Source organism: Oscillospiraceae bacterium, assembly GCA_022483045.1.
Classification (GTDB): Bacteria; Bacillota; Clostridia; order Oscillospirales; family Acutalibacteraceae; genus Caproicibacterium.
This window is the reverse complement of the sequence record JAKVOA010000002.1, coordinates 302,501-325,260: the sequence shown is the minus strand read 5'-3', so window position 1 is coordinate 325,260 and position 22,760 is coordinate 302,501. Positions and strand designations below refer to the sequence as shown.

19 protein-coding genes, 5 tRNA genes and 2 rRNA genes (1 of these 26 cut by a window edge) are annotated in these 22,760 nt (G+C 51.3%); 25 read left to right on the top strand and 1 reads right to left on the bottom strand.

Going from position 1 to position 22,760, the window contains the following annotated elements; all coding sequences use genetic code 11:
• The first annotated feature begins 28 nt into the window (after positions 1–28).
• From rnpA to LKE53_10315, 21 genes are all read left to right on the top strand, one after another.
• Positions 29–361: a ribonuclease P protein component gene (rnpA, locus tag LKE53_10415; GenBank protein MCH3973147.1), complete on the top strand. Its 333-nt coding sequence runs from the start codon at positions 29–31 to the stop codon at positions 359–361.
• On the top strand, positions 358–600 hold the full coding sequence (gene yidD, locus LKE53_10410) for a membrane protein insertion efficiency factor YidD (protein MCH3973146.1): 243 nt from the start codon (positions 358–360) through the stop codon (positions 598–600). Before rnpA ends, yidD begins: the two co-directional genes overlap by 4 nt.
• 31 nt (positions 601–631) lie before the next feature.
• Entirely contained in the window at positions 632–1,765 is a 1,134-nt protein-coding gene (locus LKE53_10405) for a YidC/Oxa1 family membrane protein insertase (GenBank protein ID MCH3973145.1), read from the top strand.
• 79 nt (positions 1,766–1,844) lie between these two features.
• Positions 1,845–2,720 (top strand): protein jag, encoded by an 876-nt coding sequence (locus LKE53_10400; GenBank protein ID MCH3973144.1) that lies wholly within the window; start codon positions 1,845–1,847, stop codon positions 2,718–2,720.
• 109 nt (positions 2,721–2,829) lie between these two features.
• A complete protein-coding gene (gene mnmE / locus LKE53_10395; GenBank protein MCH3973143.1) occupies positions 2,830–4,191 on the top strand; it encodes a tRNA uridine-5-carboxymethylaminomethyl(34) synthesis GTPase MnmE in 1,362 nt (453 codons plus the stop codon).
• Between the two features lie 515 nt (positions 4,192–4,706).
• A complete protein-coding gene (mnmG, locus tag LKE53_10390; GenBank protein MCH3973142.1) occupies positions 4,707–6,584 on the top strand; it encodes a tRNA uridine-5-carboxymethylaminomethyl(34) synthesis enzyme MnmG in 1,878 nt (625 codons plus the stop codon).
• Positions 6,584–7,294 (top strand): 16S rRNA (guanine(527)-N(7))-methyltransferase RsmG, encoded by a 711-nt coding sequence (rsmG, locus tag LKE53_10385; GenBank protein MCH3973141.1) that lies wholly within the window; start codon positions 6,584–6,586, stop codon positions 7,292–7,294. Before mnmG ends, rsmG begins: the two co-directional genes overlap by 1 nt.
• A 205-nt stretch (positions 7,295–7,499) precedes the next feature.
• A complete protein-coding gene (locus LKE53_10380; protein ID MCH3973140.1) occupies positions 7,500–8,300 on the top strand; it encodes a ParB/RepB/Spo0J family partition protein in 801 nt (266 codons plus the stop codon).
• Between the two features lie 201 nt (positions 8,301–8,501).
• Positions 8,502–9,269, top strand: a complete 768-nt coding sequence (locus LKE53_10375) for an AAA family ATPase (protein ID MCH3973139.1) — start codon at positions 8,502–8,504, stop codon at positions 9,267–9,269.
• 43 nt (positions 9,270–9,312) lie between these two features.
• Positions 9,313–10,122, top strand: a complete 810-nt coding sequence (locus LKE53_10370; GenBank protein MCH3973138.1) for a ParB/RepB/Spo0J family partition protein — start codon at positions 9,313–9,315, stop codon at positions 10,120–10,122.
• Between the two features lie 75 nt (positions 10,123–10,197).
• A complete protein-coding gene (gene serS, locus LKE53_10365) occupies positions 10,198–11,487 on the top strand; it encodes a serine--tRNA ligase (GenBank protein ID MCH3973137.1) in 1,290 nt (429 codons plus the stop codon).
• A 120-nt stretch (positions 11,488–11,607) separates the two neighbouring features.
• Complete coding sequence (locus LKE53_10360; GenBank protein ID MCH3973136.1) at positions 11,608–12,345, top strand: thioesterase; 738 nt, start codon at positions 11,608–11,610, stop codon at positions 12,343–12,345.
• A 275-nt stretch (positions 12,346–12,620) separates the two neighbouring features.
• Entirely contained in the window at positions 12,621–14,129 is a 1,509-nt protein-coding gene (locus LKE53_10355) for an IMP dehydrogenase (protein ID MCH3973135.1), read from the top strand.
• Positions 14,130–14,266: 137 nt separating this feature from the next.
• Positions 14,267–14,343, top strand: a tRNA-Met gene (locus LKE53_10350).
• 4 nt (positions 14,344–14,347) lie between these two features.
• Positions 14,348–14,422 (top strand) — tRNA-Glu (locus LKE53_10345).
• A gap of 29 nt (positions 14,423–14,451) precedes the next feature.
• A tRNA-Val gene (locus tag LKE53_10340) sits at positions 14,452–14,528 on the top strand.
• A gap of 92 nt (positions 14,529–14,620) precedes the next feature.
• Entirely contained in the window at positions 14,621–15,163 is a 543-nt protein-coding gene (locus tag LKE53_10335) for a hypothetical protein (GenBank protein MCH3973134.1), read from the top strand.
• 307 nt (positions 15,164–15,470) lie between these two features.
• Complete coding sequence (gene nadA, locus LKE53_10330) at positions 15,471–16,376, top strand: quinolinate synthase NadA (GenBank protein ID MCH3973133.1); 906 nt, start codon at positions 15,471–15,473, stop codon at positions 16,374–16,376.
• 36 nt (positions 16,377–16,412) lie between these two features.
• Positions 16,413–17,729, top strand: coding sequence for an L-aspartate oxidase (locus LKE53_10325; GenBank protein ID MCH3973132.1), 1,317 nt, complete (start codon positions 16,413–16,415; stop codon positions 17,727–17,729).
• Between the two features lie 29 nt (positions 17,730–17,758).
• The gene (gene nadC / locus LKE53_10320) at positions 17,759–18,613 is read left to right on the top strand and encodes a carboxylating nicotinate-nucleotide diphosphorylase (protein ID MCH3973131.1); all 855 of its coding nucleotides are present in this window, start codon (positions 17,759–17,761) and stop codon (positions 18,611–18,613) included.
• A 26-nt stretch (positions 18,614–18,639) separates the two neighbouring features.
• Positions 18,640–19,203, top strand: a complete 564-nt coding sequence (locus LKE53_10315; GenBank protein ID MCH3973130.1) for a transcription repressor NadR — start codon at positions 18,640–18,642, stop codon at positions 19,201–19,203.
• A gap of 93 nt (positions 19,204–19,296) precedes the next feature.
• Here LKE53_10315 and sleB read toward each other — a convergent pair whose 3' ends face one another.
• The gene (gene sleB / locus LKE53_10310; GenBank protein MCH3973129.1) at positions 19,297–19,992 is read right to left on the bottom strand and encodes a spore cortex-lytic enzyme; all 696 of its coding nucleotides are present in this window, start codon (positions 19,990–19,992) and stop codon (positions 19,297–19,299) included.
• Between the two features lie 364 nt (positions 19,993–20,356).
• On the opposite strand from sleB, the gene LKE53_10305 reads away from it, so the two are divergent.
• The 4 genes from LKE53_10305 to LKE53_10290 form a co-directional block, all read left to right on the top strand.
• Positions 20,357–21,869, top strand: a 16S ribosomal RNA gene (locus LKE53_10305).
• Positions 21,870–22,013: 144 nt separating this feature from the next.
• Positions 22,014–22,089 (top strand) — tRNA-Ala (locus LKE53_10300).
• Between the two features lie 34 nt (positions 22,090–22,123).
• Positions 22,124–22,200: transfer RNA gene (locus tag LKE53_10295), tRNA-Ile, on the top strand.
• Between the two features lie 132 nt (positions 22,201–22,332).
• Positions 22,333–22,760: ribosomal RNA gene (locus LKE53_10290) — 23S ribosomal RNA — on the top strand (it continues 2,404 nt past the right edge of the window).
• Together the 16S and 23S rRNA genes with 2 tRNA genes alongside form the textbook arrangement of a ribosomal RNA operon.

The window sequence follows — 22,760 nt, the reverse complement described above, 5'->3', positions numbered from 1 at the left end:
ATGTAACGGATGTAACGGAGCTGACCGTATGGAGTACGAACCTATCAAAGAAAACAGAGATTTCCGGCATATTTACAGCAGGGGGAAAAACCTTGTCAGCCCGGTTGTTGTTTGCTATACTTTAAAAAATCATTGTGGTAAAGTGCGCATGGGCATTACTACCAGCAAACGCATTGGCAACGCAGTGCAGAGAAACCGCTCGCGCAGGGTGATAAGGGCCGCGTTTTGGGCCCTGCTGCCGCATATCCGGCCGGGCCACGACTTTATCTTTGTAGCCAGGGCAAAGACACCGTATGTAAAAAGCACGGTCGTAAAGCACGCGATGGAGCAGCAACTGAAAAAAGCGGGGCTTTATCAATGAAAAAGCTGATCATAAAGCTTCTTCATTTTTATCAGCGCAATCTTTCGCCGCTGCATGGGCCTTGCTGCAGGTATTACCCCACCTGCTCGAATTATGCCATACAGGCGGTCGAGCGCTTTGGCCCGCTAAAGGGCGGGCTTTTGGCTTTGTGGCGGCTTTTGCGCTGCAACCCTTTCAGTAAGGGCGGCTTTGACCCGGTGCCGGAAAAGAAACAGAGAAAGAAAGTCTTGAAAAAGTGAAAATCCTGACAAAAGGAGCATAAAACATCTTATGCAGATTTTTAATACCATTTTTAACGGGTTTGGCTGGTTGATTGGATACCCGCTGTATGTTCTGTATTTTCTGGTGCGCAATTACGGCGTTGCTGTCATTTTGTTCACCGTTATTTTGCAGCTGCTCAGCTTCCCGATGTACATTAAGCAGCAAAAGAGCATGTCTGGCAGCATGCGCCTGCAGAAAAAAATGCAGGAATTGCAGAAAATGTACGGAAACGACAAAGCAAAGCTGATGGAAGCCCAGCAGGAACTGTACAATAAAGAAGGCATGGGTGGCATGGGCGGCAGCTGCCTGATGACGCTTTTGCCTATGCTCATCTTTATGGGCATGTTTTGGGCGTACGCCAGCCCGCTTTCTAATGTGCTGCATTTGAATGCTTCCGCTATCTCCAGTGCCTCTGATTTTATTCAGCGTGTGCCGGGCGACGCACTTGCCAGCACCATGGGAAACTACGCCAACCAGTACCGCGAACTGGATATTGCAAAGGATTTTCATTTGATCAGCAATTATCTGCAGCCGCTTTTCAGCGCGCATGATTTTGCAAAGCTGTCTGTTTTCAGCGGCAGCTTTATGTTCCTTGGTATGAACCTGCTGCAGACACCGGCGGTTTCAGGCCAGTTCTGGAGCACCATTTTCACAACACCGCTGTTTATCCTTCCTTTTGCCAGTATCGCTCTGCAGATCATCGCAACCGTTTATATGACCCAGTGCCAGAAGAAGAACGGACAGGCACAGCCGCAGCAGGGCTGCATGACTGGCTTTATGGTGCTGATGCCTTTGTTCTTCGGCTACATCACCTGTACCCTGCCGGCCGCAATGAGTCTTTATTATGCAGTCAGCGGCGTCATGAACCTTGTACGCTCCTGGCTTATGCAGAAGTACTATTCGCCGCAGATGCTGGCAGCGGAAGCAGACGGCTCGCATGTGCTGCTAATGCGCCAAAAAGAGGCTGTCATTAAGCCTTTGCCGCAAAACGTGCAGACCGAGCTTGCAAAACGCTTGTCCAACAAGAGCCGCATAGAAAGCGACGAGGCCGGCAAAAAGAAGTCTGCTAAGGGCGGCCAGTCCAAAAAGGGCAAAGCCGGCAAAGCACAGAATAAGGCAGACTATATGGGGCAGAAAAAGTAATTTTACACTCATTTTCTCTGGTGTTTTTCCTAATACTGCAACCTTTTTCTAGGCTAAAAATAAAGGAGGATACTGTATCATGCGTAAAGAAGCGATTGGAACCGGCGATACCGTAGAGGAAGCTCGGGCAAAGGCATGTCAAGAGCTTGGCATGGATCCGGACGAAGCAGAATTTGAAATTTTGCAGATGCCTGTGCGAAAGACACTTGGTCTTTTCGGCGGCAGTCCCGCAAAAGTACGCGCCTATGTCGAAGAAGGGCCGGCTGAAAAAGCGGCTTCTTATCTCGGCAGTATTCTCAAACATTTAGGCCTTGATGATGTACAGATTGATATACAGAAGGAAGAAAACAATTCCGGTGCCATGCTCTCTATTACCGGCGGCGATGTCGGCTTTGTAATCGGCCACCGCGGCGAAACGCTGGATGCCCTGCAGTACCTGGCGGGTTTGGTTGCAAACCAGTCAGAAGATGCCTATTTCCGCATTACGCTGGATATAGGTAATTACCGTGAAAAGCGCCGCGAGACGCTGGAAGCACTCGGTAAAAAATTGGCTGCAAAAGCTGTTAAGACCGGCCGCAACAATTCGCTGGAGCCGATGAATCCCTATGAGCGGCGGATTATTCATACTGCTGTTCAGCAGATTGAGGGTGCCACCAGCTGGAGTGAGGGCAAAGACCAGGCCCGCCATGTGGTTGTCGGTCCCGAGGGCGGAGAAAAATATCAGCCGCGCAGACAGCAGAGCGGCCGCCCCAGCGGCAAACGTCCCTACGGCGGCGGTCACCGCCCCTATAGCGGAAACCGCGGGCCGCGCCCGCAGCAGAAAAATAATGCCCGCAGACCTTATGAAGAACAGAAACGGCCGCAGACACAGGCTTCCCCTGCTGCTGGGGCAACAGCAGAGAGCAAACCAGATGTGCCGCTTTATGGGCGCATTAACCGCACTCCGCAGCAGTAAGAATTTTGTACACAGAATAAATAGATGCAGAGAAAAGCAGCGCTTTTCCTGCAGATTTGGCGGCGGGCCCCATGGTCTGCCGCCCTTTTTGTGAAAGGATGGGGTTTCCTTGCATACCATTGTGGCAATCAGCACACCGCTGGCGCCGGGCGGCATTGGCATTGTGCGTATTTCCGGCGAAAATGCCCGCAGCGTGGCGGACAGCGTCTTTACTTCTGTTTCAGGAAAGACCTTGGGGGATATTCCGGGGTATACCTCTTTGTTTGGTGCGGTTCACGACCAAAAAGGAACCTTTGACCAGTGCGTGGCGGCAAATTACCGTGCACCCAAAAGCTATACCGGCGAAGATGTGGTGGAGCTTTCCTGCCATGGCGGGCTCTATCTGCTGCGCCGCCTGCTCAATGCCTGCCTGGATGCCGGTGCGCGGCTGGCACAGCCGGGCGAATTTACGCGGCGCGCTTACCTGAATGGCAAGATGGATCTGACCCAGGCGGAGTCGGTTATGGAGATGATTTGTGCACAGGGCGAGGGCGCGGCGCGCGCTGCCCGTGCTGGACAGGAGGGCCGGCTGAATCAAAAAATCAGCACGGTGCGCCAACAGCTGACCGACACGGCGGCACATTTGGCTGCATGGGCGGATTTTCCGGAAGAAAATGTGCCGGAGGTAGAGAATGCCCAGCTGGAAAAGAGCCTGCAGCACGCCGACCATACGCTTTTGCAGCTGCTCTCTGGTTTTGATACTGGCCGCATTTTAAAAAACGGCGTGGATACTGTGATTGCCGGCCGGCCAAACGTCGGCAAGAGTACGCTGATGAATCTTTTGACCGGCTGTGAAAAGAGCATTGTCACGTCTTATGCGGGCACGACCCGCGACGTTGTGGAAGAAACCATTCAGCTGGGTGAAGTTCCCCTGCGCTTGGCAGATACTGCCGGCCTGCGTGACACAGAGGACCCGGTCGAGCAGCTGGGGGTGCTGCGCAGCCGCACCCGGGTAGAGGCGGCTCAGCTGGTTTTGGCGGTATTTGATTCTTCAGAGCCGCTGCGGCAGGAGGATCGCACCTTTATTGATTTGATTGGCGATACCCCCGCAATTGCGGTTATCAATAAAAGCGACCTGCTTAATCAAATTGACAATTCGTATATACAATCAAAATTTAAACAAATTGTATATATTAGTGCCCTGCAGGGAAGCGGCCTGCAGGCGTTGAAAGAAGCAGTACAGCAGGTGCTGCACCTGCAAAAAATTGATCCGGATTCCGGTATGCTGTTTACCCAGCGTCAGCAGGAAGCCGCGCGCTGCGCACAAAAGGCTCTTGATGAGGCACTGCAGGCCCTGCACAGCGGCATGACGCTCGATGCCGTGACCGTGTGCGTTGATGATGCAGTCTCTGCCCTGATGGAGCTGACCGGCGAGCATGCCTCAGAAGCAGTGATTGACCGTGTCTTTGAGACATTTTGCGTAGGAAAGTAAGGCTTGTCATTGGAATTGCTTTGAATTGCGTTTTTTCTCCGGGTGTTGGAAAACAGATTTTGCAGTTCTTTGTACAAATCATGCGGGCTATAAGAAGAAGCGGCTTGAAAATTTGAAGCGCATTGCACAGCAAAGTCCCCTGGACGGTACCCGTACCACAGCAGCGGGAATACTGCATATGCCTATACGGAAGGACCCCGCGGCATTTGGGTACAGCGATGTTTGGTACAATTCCTGTAAAAGCGCTTTTCATATTTTGCGTTTAAAAATTCCAGACGGACAGCGGGCAGATAGAAAGTACCCAAAAACTGAAAGTACTGCAATGCCTGCTGTGGGCATGTCTCGGTAGCAGGGAAGCAATCAAAGCATTTTTACGGCGGCGGAATTTTTTCCGCTGCCGTTTTTGCGGTGAAAACAGAATTTGACAAACAAAGCCTGCACGCCTTACAATAAAGAGCACAATCTTTCGATACTTTATATCAAAAAATGCGGTACTTGCAAAAGCGGAGGAGTACATGATGGAACACGAATATACTGCTGGCAGATACGACGTGGCGGTGGTCGGCGCCGGACACGCCGGCATTGAGGCCGGCCTTGCCAGTGCGCGGCTGGGCTGCTCGACACTGGTCTTTACAATCAATCTAGATGCGGTGGGCAACTGTCCCTGCAACCCGAGCATTGGCGGCACAGCAAAAGGGCACCTGGTGCGCGAGATTGATGCCCTTGGCGGGGAAATGGGCCGCACAGCCGACGCCTGCTTTTTACAGAGCCGTATGCTCAACCTCGGCAAAGGGCCGGCTGTGCATTCCCTGCGCTGCCAAATTGACCGCCGCAGATACAGCGAAACGATGAAGCATGTACTGGAGCTGCAAGAAAACCTGTATCTCAAGCAGGCAGAGGTTGTAGACCTTCGCCGTGCCGGTGATGAATGGGAAATCGTGACCCGTATGGGCGCTGTGTACACTGTCAAGGCGGTTGTGCTGGCGACCGGTACTTTTTTGGGTGGGCGTATTTATGTCGGTGAGGTCAGCTACGACAGCGGACCGGACGGCATGTTCCCTGCCGGATTTCTCAGCGAGCCGCTGCGCAAGCTTGGCCTGAAGCTGCGCCGCTTTAAGACAGGCACCCCGGCGCGCGTACTGCGCAGCAGCATTGATTTTTCTGATTTACAGGTACAAAAAGGCGACGAGCCGGTCATTCCGTTTTCTTACGATACTTTGGCGCCCGGAAAAAACAAATCCGTGTGCTATGTTTCGTGGACAAATGACCGTACAAAAGACGTGATTCTGAAAAACATCGGCCGCAGCCCGCTTTACAGCGGCCGCATTTCCGGCATTGGGCCCCGTTACTGCCCCAGTATAGAGGACAAAATCATGCGTTTCCGCGACAAACCGCGGCACCAGCTGTTTATTGAACCCTGTGGGCTGCATACGGAAGAGATGTACCTGCAGGGAATGAGCTCCAGCCTGCCGGAAGAGGTGCAGCTGCAGTTTTATCATACGATTAAAGGGCTTGAGCATGTGCAGATTATGCGCTGTGCCTATGCGATTGAGTATGACTGTGTTGACCCGCTGCAGATGGATGCCACGCTTGAGTTCCACAGCCAGCCGGGACTTTACGGCGCAGGTCAGTTTAACGGCAGCTCTGGCTATGAAGAGGCTGCCGCCCAGGGCATTGTTGCGGGTATCAATGCGGCGCTTAAAGTGCAGGGCCGTGAGCCGATGATTTTAGACCGCGCCAGTTCTTACATCGGCACATTGGTAGATGACCTTGTAACTAAAGGGGTTACAGACCCCTACCGAATGATGACCAGCCGCAGCGAATACCGCCTGGTGCTGCGGCAGGACAATGCCGACGAGCGTTTGACACCGATTGGCCGTAAAATTGGTTTAATTGGAGATAATAGGTGGAAGAGATTCCAAGAAAAAGAAGAACAGAAAAAAACTGAAATGCAGCGCGCCAAAAGTACAGTTTTCCCGCCTAGTGAAGCACTCAATCAGATTCTTGTTTCACGTGAAACAACGCCGGTGCAGTCTGGTGTGCGGCTGTCAGAGCTGCTCAAGCGCCCACAGCTTACGTATGCAGCGCTTGCGCCAATCGACAAAGACAGGCCCGCCTACCCAGATGCAGTTTTTGAAAATGTTGAAATAGAGTTGAAATATGAAGGCTATATCCGCCGGCAGAAAGCAGACATCGCCGAAATGCGCCGGCTGGAAGGAAAGCTGCTGCCCAAGGGATTTGACTACACAGAGGTCACCGGCCTGCGCAGTGAGGCACAGGAAAAGCTGAATCATGTACAGCCGGCAAATATCGGGCAGGCCAGCCGCATTTCCGGTGTGAGTCCGGCGGATATCAGCGTCCTGTTGATTTGGCTGACAAAGGAGAAACCATAATGGAATCTATCGAAGCACAGTTGCAGCAAGGTGCGGCGCAGTGCGGCATTTCCCTTTCAAAAGAACAGAGCCGGCAGTTCCAGCAATATATGGAGTCCCTTTTAGAGTGGAACCAAAAGCTGAACCTGACAGCGATTACCCAGCCGCAGGAATTTCTGCAAAAACATTTTTTGGATTCTCTTTGGCCGCTGCAGTGGATGCAGCTGCAGAAAAAGAACTGCATTGATGTTGGCACCGGTGCGGGATTTCCAAGTATACCGCTGAAGCTTGCCGTGCCACAGATGCAGCTGACGCTGCTCGACAGTCTGCAAAAACGCTTGACCGCTCTACAGGATATCTGTGAAACATTGCAGGTGAAAGCTGACTTTGTGCATGGGCGCGCAGAAGAAGCGGGACGTAATGCAAAACTGCGTGGGCAGTTTGACTTTGCTTTTGCGCGAGCAGTGGCGCCGCTTCCGGTGCTGTGTGAATACTGCCTGCCCTTTGTCAAAGTCGGTGGTTCCTTTTGTGCATGGAAAGGCCCTGCCGGAGAGGGCGAACTTGCCGCAGCCACACATGCGCTGCGGGCGCTCGGCGGCAAAGTGCAGCGAAACGAAACCTATCTGCTGCCAAATGGCGAGAAACGCGTATTCCTTATGATTCGCCGTGTTTCGCCCTGCCCCAACAAATATCCGCGCCTAATGCAGAAAATCAAGAAGCAGCCACTGTAAGTTTTCCACATAAAAAATCCAGTAAATAAGTGCGTTACAGCAGTTTCCCACCAGACTTTCAACAGCCGATTTTCTAGTGGAAAGCGGCTGCTTTTTTCTGCTGTTTTTCACTTTGCCGGTGAAAAATTCTTTTGTACCCATCACTTTTCAACAAAATCATACAGAGCCATAGTGCTATGATAGAACAAGCGAGGGGTGAGGAAACATGCTGGGACAACAGCACATTGTAAAACTGGCGATTGATAGTATCAGGCCAAATCCTTCTCAGCCGCGCCGAACGTTTGAAGCGCAGGACTTAAAAGAACTGGCAGACAGCATTGCTTCCAATGGCCTTCTGCAGCCAATCGTTGTGCGCCGGCGCTCCGGCGGAACCTATGAGCTGATTGCCGGCGAGCGCCGCCTGCGCGCCTGCAAAAGTTTGGGCATGCGCGAAGTGCCGGTTCTTATTACATCTTGCAGCGACAGGGAAAGCGCAATCTTTGCGCTGACCGAAAATCTGCAGCGCGCAGACCTGAATATGTTTGAAGAAGCTGAGGGGATTCGTCGATTGATGGAAGAGTGGGAAATTACGCAGGAAGAGTGCGCTGCCCGACTGGGGCGCAGTCAATCCGCAGTGGCAAACAAACTGCGGCTGCTAAAGCTGCCGGAAAGCGTTCGCAAGTGCATTTTGGAAAACAACTTGACCGAGCGCCACGCACGTGCTCTGCTCCGCCTGCAAGACCCGGATGAACAGAAGAAGGTGCTGGGGTTGATTCTGCGAAACAGCATGAATGTGCAGCAGACTGACGCTTTGGTTAGCAAGCTGCTTAAAGAAGAGCCCAAACACCGCCAAAAGCAAATGCCGGTTATCAAAGATGTGCGTATTTTTGGCAACACCATTCAGCATGCGGTGTCTACTCTGCGGCGCACAGGCGTGGAAGCGGAAAGCTACCACACCGAAACAGAAGAATACCTTGAGTGGGTCGTGCGCATTCCTAAAAGGGAAGAAGACAAAAAGCCAGCTTGACACTATCAATTACGATTACAAGAAATCCTATTTTCTTATCATTTTTCCGCAATCATTTGCAAAAGAAGGGTCTGCTGCAAAGCAGGTCCTTTTTTTGTACAGCAAAGCATTGTTTCACGTGAAACAACATTCTCCTCTTTCTTTAGGGCCTTTTCCGTGGTATAATAAAACATATTGTAAAAGAGAAGGAGGAGCCTGTGCATGAGCCGTGTCATTGCTGTTTCAAACCAAAAAGGCGGCGTGGGCAAGACAACCACGGCGGTCAATTTGGCGGCGGCGCTGGGTGCAGCCGGGAAAAAGACGCTTTTGGTAGATACCGATCCACAGGGCAATTCCTCAAGCGGTGTTGGTATAGACCGACGAAAGCTGAAGCTTTCTGTATATGATGTTTTAATTCGTGACGAAAAAGCAGAGCGGGTTATATGCAAAACGGAGTTTAACAACCTTTTTTTGCTGCCCAGTTCACTGGATTTGGCGGGCGCTGAGATTGAGCTGGTAGACAAACCCCATCGCGAAAGCGTTTTAAAGCGGGCACTGGTGCAGGTGAAAGACCAGTATGACTATATTCTGATAGACTGCCCGCCATCTCTCGGCTTTATCACCACCAATGCGCTGATTGCGGCAGACAGCGTTTTAATTCCCATTCAGTGCGAGTTTTATGCACTGGAGGGATTAAGCCAGCTGATGAACAGCGTGCGCCGGGTCAAGCGGCAGTTTAACCGCGGCCTCGAAATTGAGGGAGTGCTGCTTACCATGTACGACGGCCGGCTGAACCTGACCCAGCAGGTCGTGGATGAAGTAAAAAAGCATTTTGCGGATTCCCTATTTAAGACGGTCATTCCGCGCACGGTGCGCTTAAGTGAAGCGCCCAGCTTTGGCCAGCCGATTCAGTACTTTGACGGCAGCTGCAAGGGCGCAAAGGCTTATAACGATTTGGCTGTAGAACTGATTCAGAAACACGAAAGATGAGGTGAAAAGATTGTCCTCAAAACAAAGAGGCCTTGGCAGGGGGTTGGATGCAATTTTTGCGGAAAACGATACTGAGGACGCTGACTCCTCTATTGTGGTCAATATCAATGACCTGGAACCAAACCGCAGCCAGCCGCGGCGCAAATTTGACGAAGAAGAAATGGCCGAGCTGGCCGAGTCCATCACCAAGCACGGCATTTTACAGCCGCTGCTTGTGCGGCCGCTGAGAGATGAAAGTGGCTACCAGATTGTTGCCGGCGAACGCCGCTGGCGCGCGGCACGCATGGCGGGCCTGCAGCAGGTGCCGGTTTTGGTGCGGGAACTTTCCGACCAGCAGGTCATGGAAATGGCATTGATCGAAAACCTGCAGCGTGCAGACCTTAATCCGCTGGAAGAAGCACAGGGGTATCAGGCCTTAATGGATGCCTATGAAATGACGCAGGAGCAGGTAGCCGACAGCGTGGGAAAATCCCGCCCGGCGATTGCAAATGCACTGCGTTTGGTGCGCCTGCCTAAAGAGGTGCAGGAGCTGCTGCAGCAGGATAAATTGACTGCCGGCCAAGCGCGCACACTGCTCGCTTTTCCAGAAGAACAGCAGCTGCCAATGGCGCTGCGCTGTATCAAAGACGGCTTGACCGTGCGGCAGCTGGAAAAACTGGCAAGACAAATAACAGAGAAACCGAAAGAGGGCAGCCTGCGCCGTGAAATTCCCTATTATGATGAGGCGGCGCTTTCCCTGCATGAGCAGCTCGGCCGCCGCGTAAAAGTGACCGGAAACCGCAAAAAAGGCGTGCTGCACATTGAGTTTAGCGGGGAAGATGACTTAAAAGAACTGCTCAAGCAGTTTGAATAAAGAATTTTCTGTCCATACTGAAAAAAACTGTTTTAAGATTATATATGCAGAGGTATTGCAAAGGAGAAATCAACGATGATAGACATTAAGCTCATTCGGGAAAAACCGGACTTTGTCAAAGCGGCCATTAAAAAGCGGGAAATGGACCTCGACAGCGTGGTCGACGAGATCCTTGCAGTGGACAAAGAGCGCCGTGAAGCAACCGGAAAAGTCGAAAGCAAAAAGGCAGAGCAAAATGCTGTCAGCAAAGAGATTCCAAAAATTAAAAAAGCCGGCGGCGACGTTTCTGAGGTATTGGCCCGCATGAAAGCCCTTTCCGGCGAGGTAAAGGAAGCGGACGCAAAGCTGCAGGAGATTAACGACAAGCAGAAAACGCTGATGCTTTCTCTGCCAAACCTGCCTGACCCGGATGTACAGGCCGGCGGCAAGGAAAACAATATTCCCGATCACTACTTCAAAGAGAAGCCGGTTTTTGACTTTCAGCCGAAAAACCATGTAGACCTGTGCGAAAGCCTGGGCCTTATCGACTATCAGCGCGGCGCAAAAATCGCGGGCAGCGGTGCCTGGATTTACCGCGGCTGGGGTGCCCGCATGGAGTGGGCAATCCTCAATTTCTTTATCAATGAACATCTTTCCGATGGCTATGAATTGATTCTGCCGCCGCACATGCTCGGCTATGAGTGCGGCTATGTTGCGGGCCAGTTCCCGAAATTCAGCGATGAAGTGTACTGGATTCAGAACCCAACCAGCAGCGAAAAGAAATTTTTGCTGCCCACCGCTGAGACAGCGCTGGTCAACCTGCATCGCGATGAAATCCTGACCGAAAAAGACCTGCCGCGCAAGTACATTGCCTATACCCCGTGCTACCGCCGGGAGGCAGGCTCTTACCGCAGCGAAGAGCGCGGTATGATTCGCGGCCATCAGTTTAATAAAGTAGAAATGGTGCAGTACACGAAACCACAGGACAGCGACGCCGCATTCCAGGAATTGGTTGGCAAGGCAGAGCGTTTGGTACAGGAATTGGGCCTGCACTACCGTGTCAGCCGCCTGGCTGCAGGGGACTGCTCTTTCTCTATGGCGCGCACCTATGACATAGAGGTCTGGATTCCCTCTATGGGCATTTATAAAGAAGTTTCTTCTGCGTCGAATGCACGGGACTATCAGGCACGCCGCGGCAACATCAAGTACCGTGATGCTGACCACAAGCTGCACTTTGTGCATACACTGAATGCCTCTGGTCTGGCGACTTCGCGTGTCATGCCCGCTATCGTGGAGCAGTACCAGAATGCGGATGGCAGTGTAACTGTGCCGGAAGTACTGCGCCCGTATATGGGGATTGATGTCATTCGGCCTGATAAAGACTAAAGGAAGCAGGCGAATTTTGACAGACCGGTAAAGCAGAATGTTTCAGGGCTGTCTTGTCTGTGCCAAAGAAGGGCGCGGCGTGACAGCCCTGTTTTAAAATGTCAAAAGGAGGATGAACAAATGCAGAAAACGGTTGGGGCTTCTCAGTCGGCCGGCTTTGAGCGGACCGTACGGGTAGAAAGCCATCAGATTGGTGCAAGCGGCAAAATGCGCCTTTCCGCGCTGCTGCGTATGGAGCAGGAAACCGGCGAAGAGCACATGGACCAGGTTGGGCTTGGATATGAAAAAATGCTGCAAGACGGCATTGTCCTGTTGATTACAGAAAATTCGGTCAGGCTGCAGCGTATGCCGGTGCGCAACGAACAGCTGCGCATTGTCACCAATGCACTGGGTGCGGTTGGGGTTCACCTTTACCGCGAATTTCTGTTTTACAGCGGGGAGGAAAAGGTCGCCGATATTATGCAGGCAAGTGTCTGTGTCGACAGCAAGACCCACCGTCCGCTGCGCCCGCAGAAAGCAATTTTCAAATACAATGTTTTTCCGGATAATATCGTTCCACAGGAAAAGCAGGTGCCAAAGATTCGCGTGAATGAGGACCTGCCGCTTTTGGGTGAGCGCCCGGTGCGCTACAGCGACCTGGATATGAACCACCACCTGACCAACACAATTTACGGCGATATTGTAGAGGACTTTTTGCCGGAAGAGTACCGTGCCTGGCAGCAGGTGCATATCAGCTACATGGCAGAAGCCGTGTTGGGCGATATGCTGCAGATACAGGGGGAACGGCGCAAAAATGGATTTTTGCTTTCTGGGCGCAAACAGGGGATTCGCAGCTTTTCCGCATTAGTGCAATGCTGAAAGAAAGTAAAATGGAGAAATCACTAGAAAAGGCGGCATTTCTTCCGTTTTTCAGCGAAAAACTGAAAAAATCCCGAAAAAGCACAAAACAAGGCGCGGCCTGTGTTGAAATCAGCTTTTGCGGGTGTTATAATGTACAATAAATTTATATGAAATTTCGTACTGCCAATGCTGTTGAAACCGCGTGCAACAATGCCGTTTTTAACGGCTTCCTTTTTATCACCCTGCTGTGTGCAGAACAAAAAATAAAACAAAAAAATGGAGGATGTAAGCAAATGGCTTTTTACTTCAAAGAACCGTGCCATACTTTCAATGAGTATCTTCTGGTGCCTGGGTACTCTTCTGCTGAGTGCATACCGGACAATGTCAGCCTGAAGACCCCTATCACAAAGTTTAAAAAAGGGGAAAAGCCGGACATCGTTTTGAATATTCCCATGACCTCGGCCATTATGCAGTCAGTCTCCAATGACACCCTGGGGGTGGCGCTGGCGAAAGAGGGCGGCCTTTCCTTTATTTACGGCTCTCAGAGCATTGAGCAGGAAGCCGCTATGGTTGCCCGCGTAAAAGCCTATAAAGCCGGCTTTGTGCCGAGTGACTCCAACATTAAGCCGGACCAGACCCTGGCGGATATTTTGGAGCTGAAAAAGAAGACAGGCCACTCTACAGTGGCAGTAACAGACGATGGCACCGGCACCGGCAAGCTGCTGGGTGTAGTCACCAGTCGCGATTACCGTATCAGCCGCATGTCTGTTGACACACAGGTCCATACGTTTATGACGCCGATTGAAAAGGTTATCTCTGCCCCAATGGGTGCCACCCTTTCCGAATGCAACGATATTATTTGGGAAAATAAGCTGAATGCGCTGCCGGTCGTCGATGCAGACGGCAAACTTTGCTATTTTGTTTTCCGCAAAGACTACTCTGCCCATAAAGAGAACGCCTGTGAGCTGCTGGACGACAAGAAGCGCTATATGGTCGGCGCCGGCATCAATACCCGCGACTATAAAGAGCGCGTACCGGCCCTGCTGGAGGCCGGCGCAGACATTTTGTGCATTGACTCCTCTGAAGGCTACAGCGACTGGCAGAAGATGACCATCGAGTGGATACGCCAAAACTACGGCGACTCTGTGAAAGTGGGCGCGGGCAATGTTGTAGACGGCGACGGCTTTCGCTTTTTGGCAGAGGCCGGTGCAGACTTTGTAAAAATCGGCATTGGCGGCGGCTCTATCTGCATTACCCGCGAGACCAAGGGCATTGGCCGCGGGCAGGCCACAGCGGTTATCGATGTAGCAAAGGCCCGCGATGAGTATTATACCGAAACCGGCATTTATGTGCCGATCTGCTCTGACGGTGGCATTGTTTATGACCATCACCTGACTTTGGCATTGGCTATGGGCGCCGACTTTGTCATGCTGGGCCGCTATTTCTCCCGCTTTGATGAGTCCCCGACCAATAAGGTCAATATCAATGGGCAGTATATGAAAGAGTACTGGGGCGAGGGCAGCAACCGTGCCCGCAACTGGCAGCGCTATGACCAGGGCGGTGCGAAAAAGCTTTCCTTTGAAGAGGGCGTAGACTCTTATGTGCCGTACGCCGGCGCCTTAAAGGACAATGTAGAGACAACCCTGTACAAAGTAAAATCTACTATGTGCAACTGCGGCGCATTGACTATCCACGAGCTGCAGAAGAAAGCAAAACTGACGCTGGTCTCGAGTGTCAGTATTGTCGAGGGGGGCGCGCATGATGTCCTGTTGAAAGATTCCGGCAGCCACCAGGCAAAGTAAAGCGCTTTTTGCAGGAAAGCGGAAAACAGCATTGCAGAATTTCTGTTTTTACTAAATTCTTTCAGAAAAGCCTTGACAAAGCAAGTCCATTTCAGCTATAATAATAAGCGCTTCGCAACGTGCGAAGCGCCATTTGTGGCGGCATAGCTCAGCTGGCTAGAGCATTCGGTTCATACCCGAAGTGTCATAGGTTCGAATCCTATTGCCGCTACCATTATGGCCCGGTCGTCAAGCGGTTAAGACACCGCCCTTTCACGGCGGGTTCATGGGTTCGAATCCCGTCCGGGTCACCACTTATTTCTTTTTATTATTGTTCAACTGTGGACGCGTAGCTCAGCTGGTAAGAGCGCTCGCCTCACACGCGAGAGGTCATGGGTTCGAGTCCCCTCGTGTCCACCAAAAAAGCAGCTTTTGCTGTAAGAACGAACCGGAAAAACCGCTCTCTGCAGCGGTTTTTCTACTATATGGCAAAAGACAGCGGGAGGTTTACTATGAAAAAGGCACTCATCCTTGCGGCTGCGGCTGTGCTGGTGCTGTCGTGTGCGGCGTGCGGGCCGGGTAATGTACCGGTTTCTGGTACAGAAAGCGCGGCTTCCTCGGCGGCTTCTTCTGCAGCTTCTTCTCAGGCGGCCAGTTCCACCGCCAGTGTAGACCCGGCAAAATACACAGACAACCTAAAGGGCCTTGGCAACTATATGAATGCCTGCGGCTATATTGAGGGCAGCGGTGTTCAGCTGGAGTATCAGATGATTGGCGCAAAGGGCGGCTTTCGCTATACCAAAACCGTGAATAAAAAAGAGACCATTACCATTGAGCTTTACGAATTTGACGCGGCCAACCCCAGCACCACGGCAAAGAAAGTGCTGGATGAAGTGAAGTCGACCGGCAGCTTTACCTTGTTTGAAAAGAAAATTTCTGCCTGCCTGAGCGACAACGGCAAGTATATGATGGTGTACAAAGATACTTTGTCTGACAGCGACAGCGTTGCTCTGCAGAAAGCCGCTACCGAAAAGTTCAAAGCCTTTCAGTCCTGAATCTTTAGAACCGCTGCAGTTTTGCAGCGGCTTTTTTGTACTTACCGATAGGCTATTCTTTTTTACGCCCGGAGCAATCCGGGCTTTTTTATGCCTGTTTTTCAAAAGCGAAAGAGCGGCAGCGCGGAAAAATCTGTTTTTGCATGTAAAAAACGGAATTTTACAGCGGAGCGCACAAAACAAGAGCCTTTTCTTTGCGTACAGATGATAAAAATACAGAAATATAAAAAAGTACTTACATGTGTCTTGTCACTTGTAAAGAAAAGGAGTATACTTACATGCAAAATCATTGGGAGGTCAGAGAGATATGCTGGCTGATGAAATAGAAAAACTCAAAAAAGAAAAAAATGCAGTGATACTCGCGCATTTCTATGTCGTAGATGAGGTGCAGGAGATTGCCGACTATGTTGGTGATTCCTTTTTTCTGAGCAAGGTGGCCGCCTCTACAAGCGCGGACTCTATTATTTTCTGCGGTGTTTCCTTTATGGGGGAAAGCGCCAAAATCTTAAATCCCGGCAAGCGCGTCTTTCTGCCAGACGCTGCTGCGGACTGCTTCATGGCCCACATGGCAGACCCGGCAGATGTTGCAAAAGTGAGAAAAGCATACGATGACCTGGCGGTCGTGTGCTACATCAATTCGACAGCCGCTCTGAAAGCCTGCTCGGATGTCTGCGTGACCAGCTCAAATGCCATCAAGATTGTAAAGGCACTGCCAAACAAGAATATTTACTTCATACCGGACGGCAACCTCGGCCATTATGTAAAAGAACAAGTTCCGGATAAAAATATCATTCTGCACCCCGGTTTCTGTCCGGTGCACCAGTCAATTGCCAAAGAAGATGTCCTGCAGGCAAAAAAAGAACACCCCAAGGCGGAGTTCCTCGCGCACCCGGAGTGTACAGCAGAGGTCTTAAATGAGGCCGACTATATCGGCAGCACAGCGGGCATTATCAAATACGCGGAGCACAGCGCCGGAAAAGAATTTATTATCGGGACAGAGCTCGGCGTTTTGCACAACCTTCGGTACAGCTGCCCAGATAAAAAGTTCTATGCGGTCCGGGGACCGCAGATTTGTGTCAATATGAAAAAGGTCACGCTGCAAAAGGTTTATGATGTCCTGAAAAACGAGACCAACGAGGTCTTTGTAGATGATGACCTGCGCAAGGCAGCGCTCAAGCCGCTCGATAAAATGCTGGAGCTTGCAAACGGATAATGCACAGTGTGTCTGTACAGAAAGGGGTATAAAAGAATGAAAACGGATGTTTTAATTGTGGGCTGCGGCTGCTCGGGGCTTTACTGTGCGCTGCATCTGCCGCGTGACAAAAAGATTTTGATGATTACCAAGTCTGATCTGGAAAGCAGCGATTCTTTTCTCGCGCAGGGCGGCATGTGTATGCTGAAAGACGAGTCGGATTACCAGTGCTACTTTGAGGATACACTGAAAGCCGGACACTATGAGAACGACAAAAAATCAGTGGAAATCATGATTCACTCTTCACAGGACGTGGTGAAAGACCTTCTGAGCTATGGCGTCGACTTTAAGCGCAACGCCGACGGCAGCCTTGCTTTTACCCGAGAGGGTGCACACCGGCATAAACGCATTCTGTACCATGAGGATATTACGGGGAAAGAAATCACGAGCTGCCTGCTGGAGCAGGTCAAAAAGCTGCCGAACGTGACGCTTCTGACCTACACGCGCCTTTTGGATATTCTTGAGGGAGACAATACCTGCTGCGGCGCGGTCATCAAACAGCAGGACCAAGCCCCCGAAGTTGTTGAGGCGGGGGATGTCGTGCTGGCGACTGGCGGCATCGGCGGGCTGTACCGCCATTCCACCAATTTCCGCCATTTGACCGGCGACAGCGTGGCGATTGCCATCAAGCACGGCATTGCGCTGAAAAATGTCAACTATGTGCAGATTCACCCGACCACCTTTTACAGCGAAAATGAAGAGGACCGCAGTTTCCTGATTTCCGAGTCCGTGCGCGGAGAGGGCGCAAAGCTTTATGATAAGGAGATGCACCGCTTTGTAAATGAGCTGCTTCCGCGCGACCTTTTGACCAATGCTATTTATGCCCAGATGGAAAAAGACCATACTGCCCATGTGTGGGAAGACCTGCGCACCATACCCGCCGATGAACTGCGCGCCCATTTTCCCAATATCATTGAACACTGCACGGAAATGGGGTATGATGTCTTTAAAGAATGTATTCCGGTCGTGCCGGCACAGCATTATTATATGGGAGGCATACAGGTAAACTATCAGAGCAGAACCTCGATGGAGCGCCTTTACGCAGTGGGTGAGACCGCCTGTAACGGTGTGCACGGCAAAAACCGCCTGGCCAGCAACTCCCTGCTGGAAAGCCTGGTCTTTGCCAAGCGTGCGGCCCGCGAAATTTCAGAAAACAACGGCAGGGTTCCTGCGGATGCCGAGGCACAGCGGGAAAAGGTTTTGGCTTCTGCCGACCTTTCTGCGTACAGCGATGAAAAGGCTTTGGACCAAGTGTACAAAGATGCTGTACAGCGAGAGATACAGAAAGCGGACAAATTAGCCCGTACAGCTTAAGGAAAACCACAGACGCAGGAGGAAACAATATGTTCGACGAAGTGACCATGAAGCTCAGCGTAGACCCGTTGCTTTTAAGTGCCCTGAAAGAGGATATCACCAGCGAAGATGTGTCTACCAACAGCGTTATGCCGGCAGCAAAGCAGGGAGAGGTGGACCTTATCTGCAAGCAGGACGGCATTATCTGTGGCCTGCAGGTCTTTGCGCGCGTCTTTGCTCTGCTGGACCCGGCAAGCCATGTGGATTTTCACGCAAAAGACGGCGACCGGGTACAGAAAGGGCAGACAATGGCCGAAATTTACGGGGATATCCGTGCACTGCTCTGCGGCGAGAGGACAGCGCTCAATTATCTGCAGCGCATGAGCGGCATTGCAACCTATACCAATTCTGTTGCGGTGCTTTTAGAGGGCACCAAAACAAAGCTGCTGGATACCCGCAAGACAACGCCCAACAACCGCATCTTTGAAAAATACGCTGTACGGGTTGGCGGGGGAAACAACCACCGCTACAACCTTTCTGACGGTGTCCTTTTAAAAGACAACCATATCGGTGCCGCCGGCGGTGTAAGGCAGGCGGTCACCATGGCGAAAAAATACGCGTCCTTTGTGCGCAAAATTGAGGTCGAGGTCGAAAACCTAGAGATGGTAAAGGAAGCGATCGGGGCCGGGGCCGATATTATCATGCTGGACAATATGAGCCATGCGGAAATGAAAACAGCCGTCGCGTGGATTGACGGCCGGGCCGAGGTCGAGGTTTCGGGAAATGTTAACCGTGAAAACATTGCAAAACTAAGGGACCTTGGTGTAGACTATATTTCAAGCGGTGCACTGACGTACGCCGCCCCGATTATGGATATTTCCATGAAACATTTACATGCAGTTTGATTTATAGGAAAGGACGGACTTTTTACATGAATGGCGGAGAACGCAGACAAAAAATTGCAGAATTACTGCAGAACAGCGCGGTGCCCCTGTCCGGGCAGGCACTTTCACGGCAGCTTTCTGTCAGCCGTCAGGTCATTGTACAGGATATTGCTCTGATGAGGGCGCAGAATATTGCGGTCTATTCTACAAACAAAGGATATGTGATTCGCAAAAAAGAGGAGTGCAGCCGCATCCTAAAAGTTTTTCACGATGAAAAAGATGTCGAAAAGGAACTTGACGCTGTCGTTGACCTGGGCGGCTGGGTAAAGGATGTCTTTGTTTACCACAAAGCATACGGTGTTGTGCGGGCGGATATCAATATTCATTCCCGCAGGGATGTAAAAGGATTTGTAGAAAAAATAAAGAGCGGAAAGTCCAGCCTATTGATGAATGTAACTTCAGGGTACCATTATCATACTATCGTCGCAGAGGATGAGCAGACATTGGACCTGATTCAGGAAAAGCTGCAGGAATTGGGTTTCCTTGCGAAGCTGCAGGAGTATGAGCCGGTGAATTTCTGGAAAAAGCCGGACGACGAAAAGCAGGCCTGAAGAGGACTCTCTGCTGTAGAACCTTCTGTATAATAATATGTATGAAAAAAGGTACCCAGCTTTGTTTTAGCGGGTACCTTTCGTCTTCTTCACTCAGGAGCAGAAACGGTGCTTGCCGATAACGGTAATGGTCGGGCGGGAGAAAATCCATTTGTTTGTGCTCTTGGCGGGGTTGTAGTAATAAATTGCGCCGTTGGAGGGGTCCCAGCCGTTAATGGCATCACGTGCTGCTTTGTAAGCGGAATCCGCCACAGCGGCATTGACACCGCCATCTGTCAGGCAGCTGAAAGCTCCCGGCTGGTAGACAACGCCGGCAAGGGTGTTGGGGAAAGAGGGGTGATCAATGCGGTTGAGAATAACTGCCGCAACGGCCACCTGCCCCTCATAGGGTTCACCCCGCGCTTCGGCAGAGATGATAGTTGCCAAAAGCTTTACGTCATTACTGGAGTACTTACCAAGGCCGCCGGTCGCCGCGCTGGCCGAGCCGCCGCCAAGGCCGAGGGCCTTTAGAGTTTGGCTGCCGGCAACCCCATCAGCAGTAATGCCCTGCTGTTTCTGAAAGGTAACAACAGCCTTTCTGGTAGAGCTGCCGTAAATGCCATCAGTCTTGCCGGTATAAAGGCCGAGACTTTTCAGCTTTGTCTGGATCTTTGTGACCTCTGCTCCGCTTGACCCTACGCGGGAAAGGGTTTGTGTGCTTTGACTGTACTGAGAAGCTACCCCGAATGCAACACAAGCGACAAGAATGACAATCAGCACACGCCATGCTGTAATACCTGCTTTTTTCATGTAGATCCTCCTTTTACAAAAATTGTGCCCGGAAAAAGACACTTCATGTGCACAAGCGTAAAAAGAATTTAAAAAAAGCGAAAAAAAGTGAAAAAAGGAGTTGACAAAGGGGGAATGCAGTGGTAATATATATGAGTCGCCGCAAGAGAGGCGCCCCACAGAAAGCAGAGGGGAGCAAGGAAAGCGGAGATGCAGGACCTTGAAAATTAAACAACGAAAGACAAGTAACGGACCCGAAAATTCCGAGAGGAATGGCGAGAAGTTGACTCGCAAAAAAACAACAAGCAAGATACGCAAGCGTATCAAAGAGAGCTACGAAAGCTCTGAAATTGATTTAGACAGCCGAAAGGCGTTTAGATAGCATATTTTAGAGAGTTCGATCCTGGCTCAGGACGAACGCTGGCGGCGTGCCTAACACATGCAAGTCGAACGAAACTTTTTGCTTCGGTAGAAAGTTTAGTGGCGGACGGGTGAGTAACGCGTGAGGAACCTGCCTTACAGAGGGGGATAACGTCTGGAAACGGACGCTAATACCGCATAATATTACGAAGTCACATGGCTTTGTAATCAAAGGAGCAATCCGCTGTAAGATGGACTCGCGTCCGATTAGCTAGATGGTGAGATAAAGGCCCACCATGGCGACGATCGGTAGCCGGACTGAGAGGTTGAACGGCCACATTGGGACTGAGACACGGCCCAGACTCCTACGGGAGGCAGCAGTGGGGGATATTGCACAATGGAGGAAACTCTGATGCAGCAACGCCGCGTGAAGGAAGACGGTCTTCGGATTGTAAACTTTTGTACTTGGGGACGATAATGACGGTACCCAAGCAGCAAGCTCCGGCTAACTACGTGCCAGCAGCCGCGGTAATACGTAGGGAGCGAGCGTTGTCCGGATTTACTGGGTGTAAAGGGTGCGTAGGCGGCTGAGCAAGTCAGTTGTGAAAACTATCGGCTTAACCGATAGCCTGCAATTGAAACTGTTCAGCTTGAGTGAAGTAGAGGTAGGTGGAATTCCCGGTGTAGCGGTGAAATGCGTAGAGATCGGGAGGAACACCAGTGGCGAAGGCGACCTACTGGGCTTTAACTGACGCTGAAGCACGAAAGCATGGGTAGCAAACAGGATTAGATACCCTGGTAGTCCATGCTGTAAACGATGATTACTAGGTGTGGGGGGTCTGACCCCTTCCGTGCCGGAGTTAACACAATAAGTAATCCACCTGGGGAGTACGACCGCAAGGTTGAAACTCAAAGGAATTGACGGGGGCCCGCACAAGCAGTGGAGTATGTGGTTTAATTCGAAGCAACGCGAAGAACCTTACCAGGTCTTGACATCCTACTAACGAAGCAGAGATGCATAAGGTGCCCTTCGGGGAAAGTAGAGACAGGTGGTGCATGGTTGTCGTCAGCTCGTGTCGTGAGATGTTGGGTTAAGTCCCGCAACGAGCGCAACCCTTACTGTTAGTTGCTACGCAAGAGCACTCTAGCAGGACTGCCGTTGACAAAACGGAGGAAGGTGGGGACGACGTCAAATCATCATGCCCCTTATGACCTGGGCTACACACGTACTACAATGGCCGTAAACAGAGAGCAGCGAAACCGCGAGGCGGAGCGAACCTCAAAAAGCGGTCTCAGTTCGGATTGCAGGCTGAAACCCGCCTGCATGAAGTTGGAATTGCTAGTAATCGCGGATCATAATGCCGCGGTGAATACGTTCCCGGGCCTTGTACACACCGCCCGTCACACCATGGGAGCCGGTAATACCCGAAGTCAGTAGTCTAACCGCAAGGAGGACGCTGCCGAAGGTAGGATTGGCGACTGGGGTGAAGTCGTAACAAGGTAGCCGTATCAGAAGGTGCGGCTGGATCACCTCCTTTCTATGGAGAGTAAGCTTAGATGAAACAAGCTAGGCGAAATCCTAGGTCGGTCGGATCAAAAGCTTGTCGATCGTTGTTTAATTTTGAGGGTCTTGGGAAACTAAGAGTCTCAAAGTGGTGGAAGGGAAAGAAAGCCACCAGTATGGGGGTATAGCTCAGCTGGGAGAGCGCCTGCTTTGCAAGCAGGAGGTCAACGGTTCGATCCCGTTTATCTCCACCAAGGGCTTCTGGTGAGAACCGGAAAGCCGGGAAATGGGCTTATAGCTCAGCCGGTTAGAGCGCACGCCTGATAAGCGTGAGGTCGGTGGTTCGAGTCCACTTAAGCCCACCAGAGGGGGAAACCCCAGCTGTACATTGAAAACTGAATAAAGAAAAGAATGCGAAAAACGATATCAAGTAAAGTTTAAAAAAATTACTACAATTTTGCAATTTTACGAGTTTTAGAGAACCAAAAGAAACACATGGTCAAGCTACAAAGAGCGCAAGGGGAATGCCTTGGCACTGGGAGCCGAAGAAGGACGTGGCAAACTGCGAAAAGCTTTGGGGAGCCGTAAGCGGGCTTTGATCCAAAGACATCCGAATGGAGCAATCCGGCTGGAAACATATCCAGTCACTGTGCAGTGAATCAATAGCTGCATGGGGGGAACCGCCTGAACTGAAACATCTAAGTAGGGCGAGGAAGAGACATCAAAATGAGATTCTGCTAGTAGTGGCGAGCGAACGCGGAAGAGGCCAAACCGAGGGTAGCAATACTTTCGGGGTTCGGACAGCAACACGCATGCGAAACCTTAGCTGAACGGTCTGGGAAGGCCGGTCAAAGAGTGTGAGAACCACGTAAGCGAAAAGGGGAAGTAGCCAGCTGTATCCAGAGTACCGCCGGACACGAGAAAT

Coding starts and splice junctions, on each gene's coding strand:
- LKE53_10405 (MCH3973145.1), top strand. CDS start 632: ATGCAGATTTTTAATACCATTTTTAACGGGTTTGGCTGGTTGATTGGA.
- LKE53_10400 (MCH3973144.1), top strand. CDS start 1,845: ATGCGTAAAGAAGCGATTGGAACCGGCGATACCGTAGAGGAAGCTCGG.
- rsmG (MCH3973141.1), top strand. CDS start 6,584: ATGGAATCTATCGAAGCACAGTTGCAGCAAGGTGCGGCGCAGTGCGGC.
- LKE53_10380 (MCH3973140.1), top strand. CDS start 7,500: ATGCTGGGACAACAGCACATTGTAAAACTGGCGATTGATAGTATCAGG.
- sleB (MCH3973129.1), bottom strand. CDS start 19,992: ATGAAAAAAGCAGGTATTACAGCATGGCGTGTGCTGATTGTCATTCTT.
- LKE53_10375 (MCH3973139.1), top strand. CDS start 8,502: ATGAGCCGTGTCATTGCTGTTTCAAACCAAAAAGGCGGCGTGGGCAAG.
- LKE53_10335 (MCH3973134.1), top strand. CDS start 14,621: ATGAAAAAGGCACTCATCCTTGCGGCTGCGGCTGTGCTGGTGCTGTCG.
- LKE53_10360 (MCH3973136.1), top strand. CDS start 11,608: ATGCAGAAAACGGTTGGGGCTTCTCAGTCGGCCGGCTTTGAGCGGACC.
- nadC (MCH3973131.1), top strand. CDS start 17,759: ATGTTCGACGAAGTGACCATGAAGCTCAGCGTAGACCCGTTGCTTTTA.
- LKE53_10355 (MCH3973135.1), top strand. CDS start 12,621: ATGGCTTTTTACTTCAAAGAACCGTGCCATACTTTCAATGAGTATCTT.
- yidD (MCH3973146.1), top strand. CDS start 358: ATGAAAAAGCTGATCATAAAGCTTCTTCATTTTTATCAGCGCAATCTT.
- LKE53_10315 (MCH3973130.1), top strand. CDS start 18,640: ATGAATGGCGGAGAACGCAGACAAAAAATTGCAGAATTACTGCAGAAC.
- mnmG (MCH3973142.1), top strand. CDS start 4,707: ATGATGGAACACGAATATACTGCTGGCAGATACGACGTGGCGGTGGTC.
- LKE53_10325 (MCH3973132.1), top strand. CDS start 16,413: ATGAAAACGGATGTTTTAATTGTGGGCTGCGGCTGCTCGGGGCTTTAC.
- rnpA (MCH3973147.1), top strand. CDS start 29: ATGGAGTACGAACCTATCAAAGAAAACAGAGATTTCCGGCATATTTAC.
- serS (MCH3973137.1), top strand. CDS start 10,198: ATGATAGACATTAAGCTCATTCGGGAAAAACCGGACTTTGTCAAAGCG.
- nadA (MCH3973133.1), top strand. CDS start 15,471: ATGCTGGCTGATGAAATAGAAAAACTCAAAAAAGAAAAAAATGCAGTG.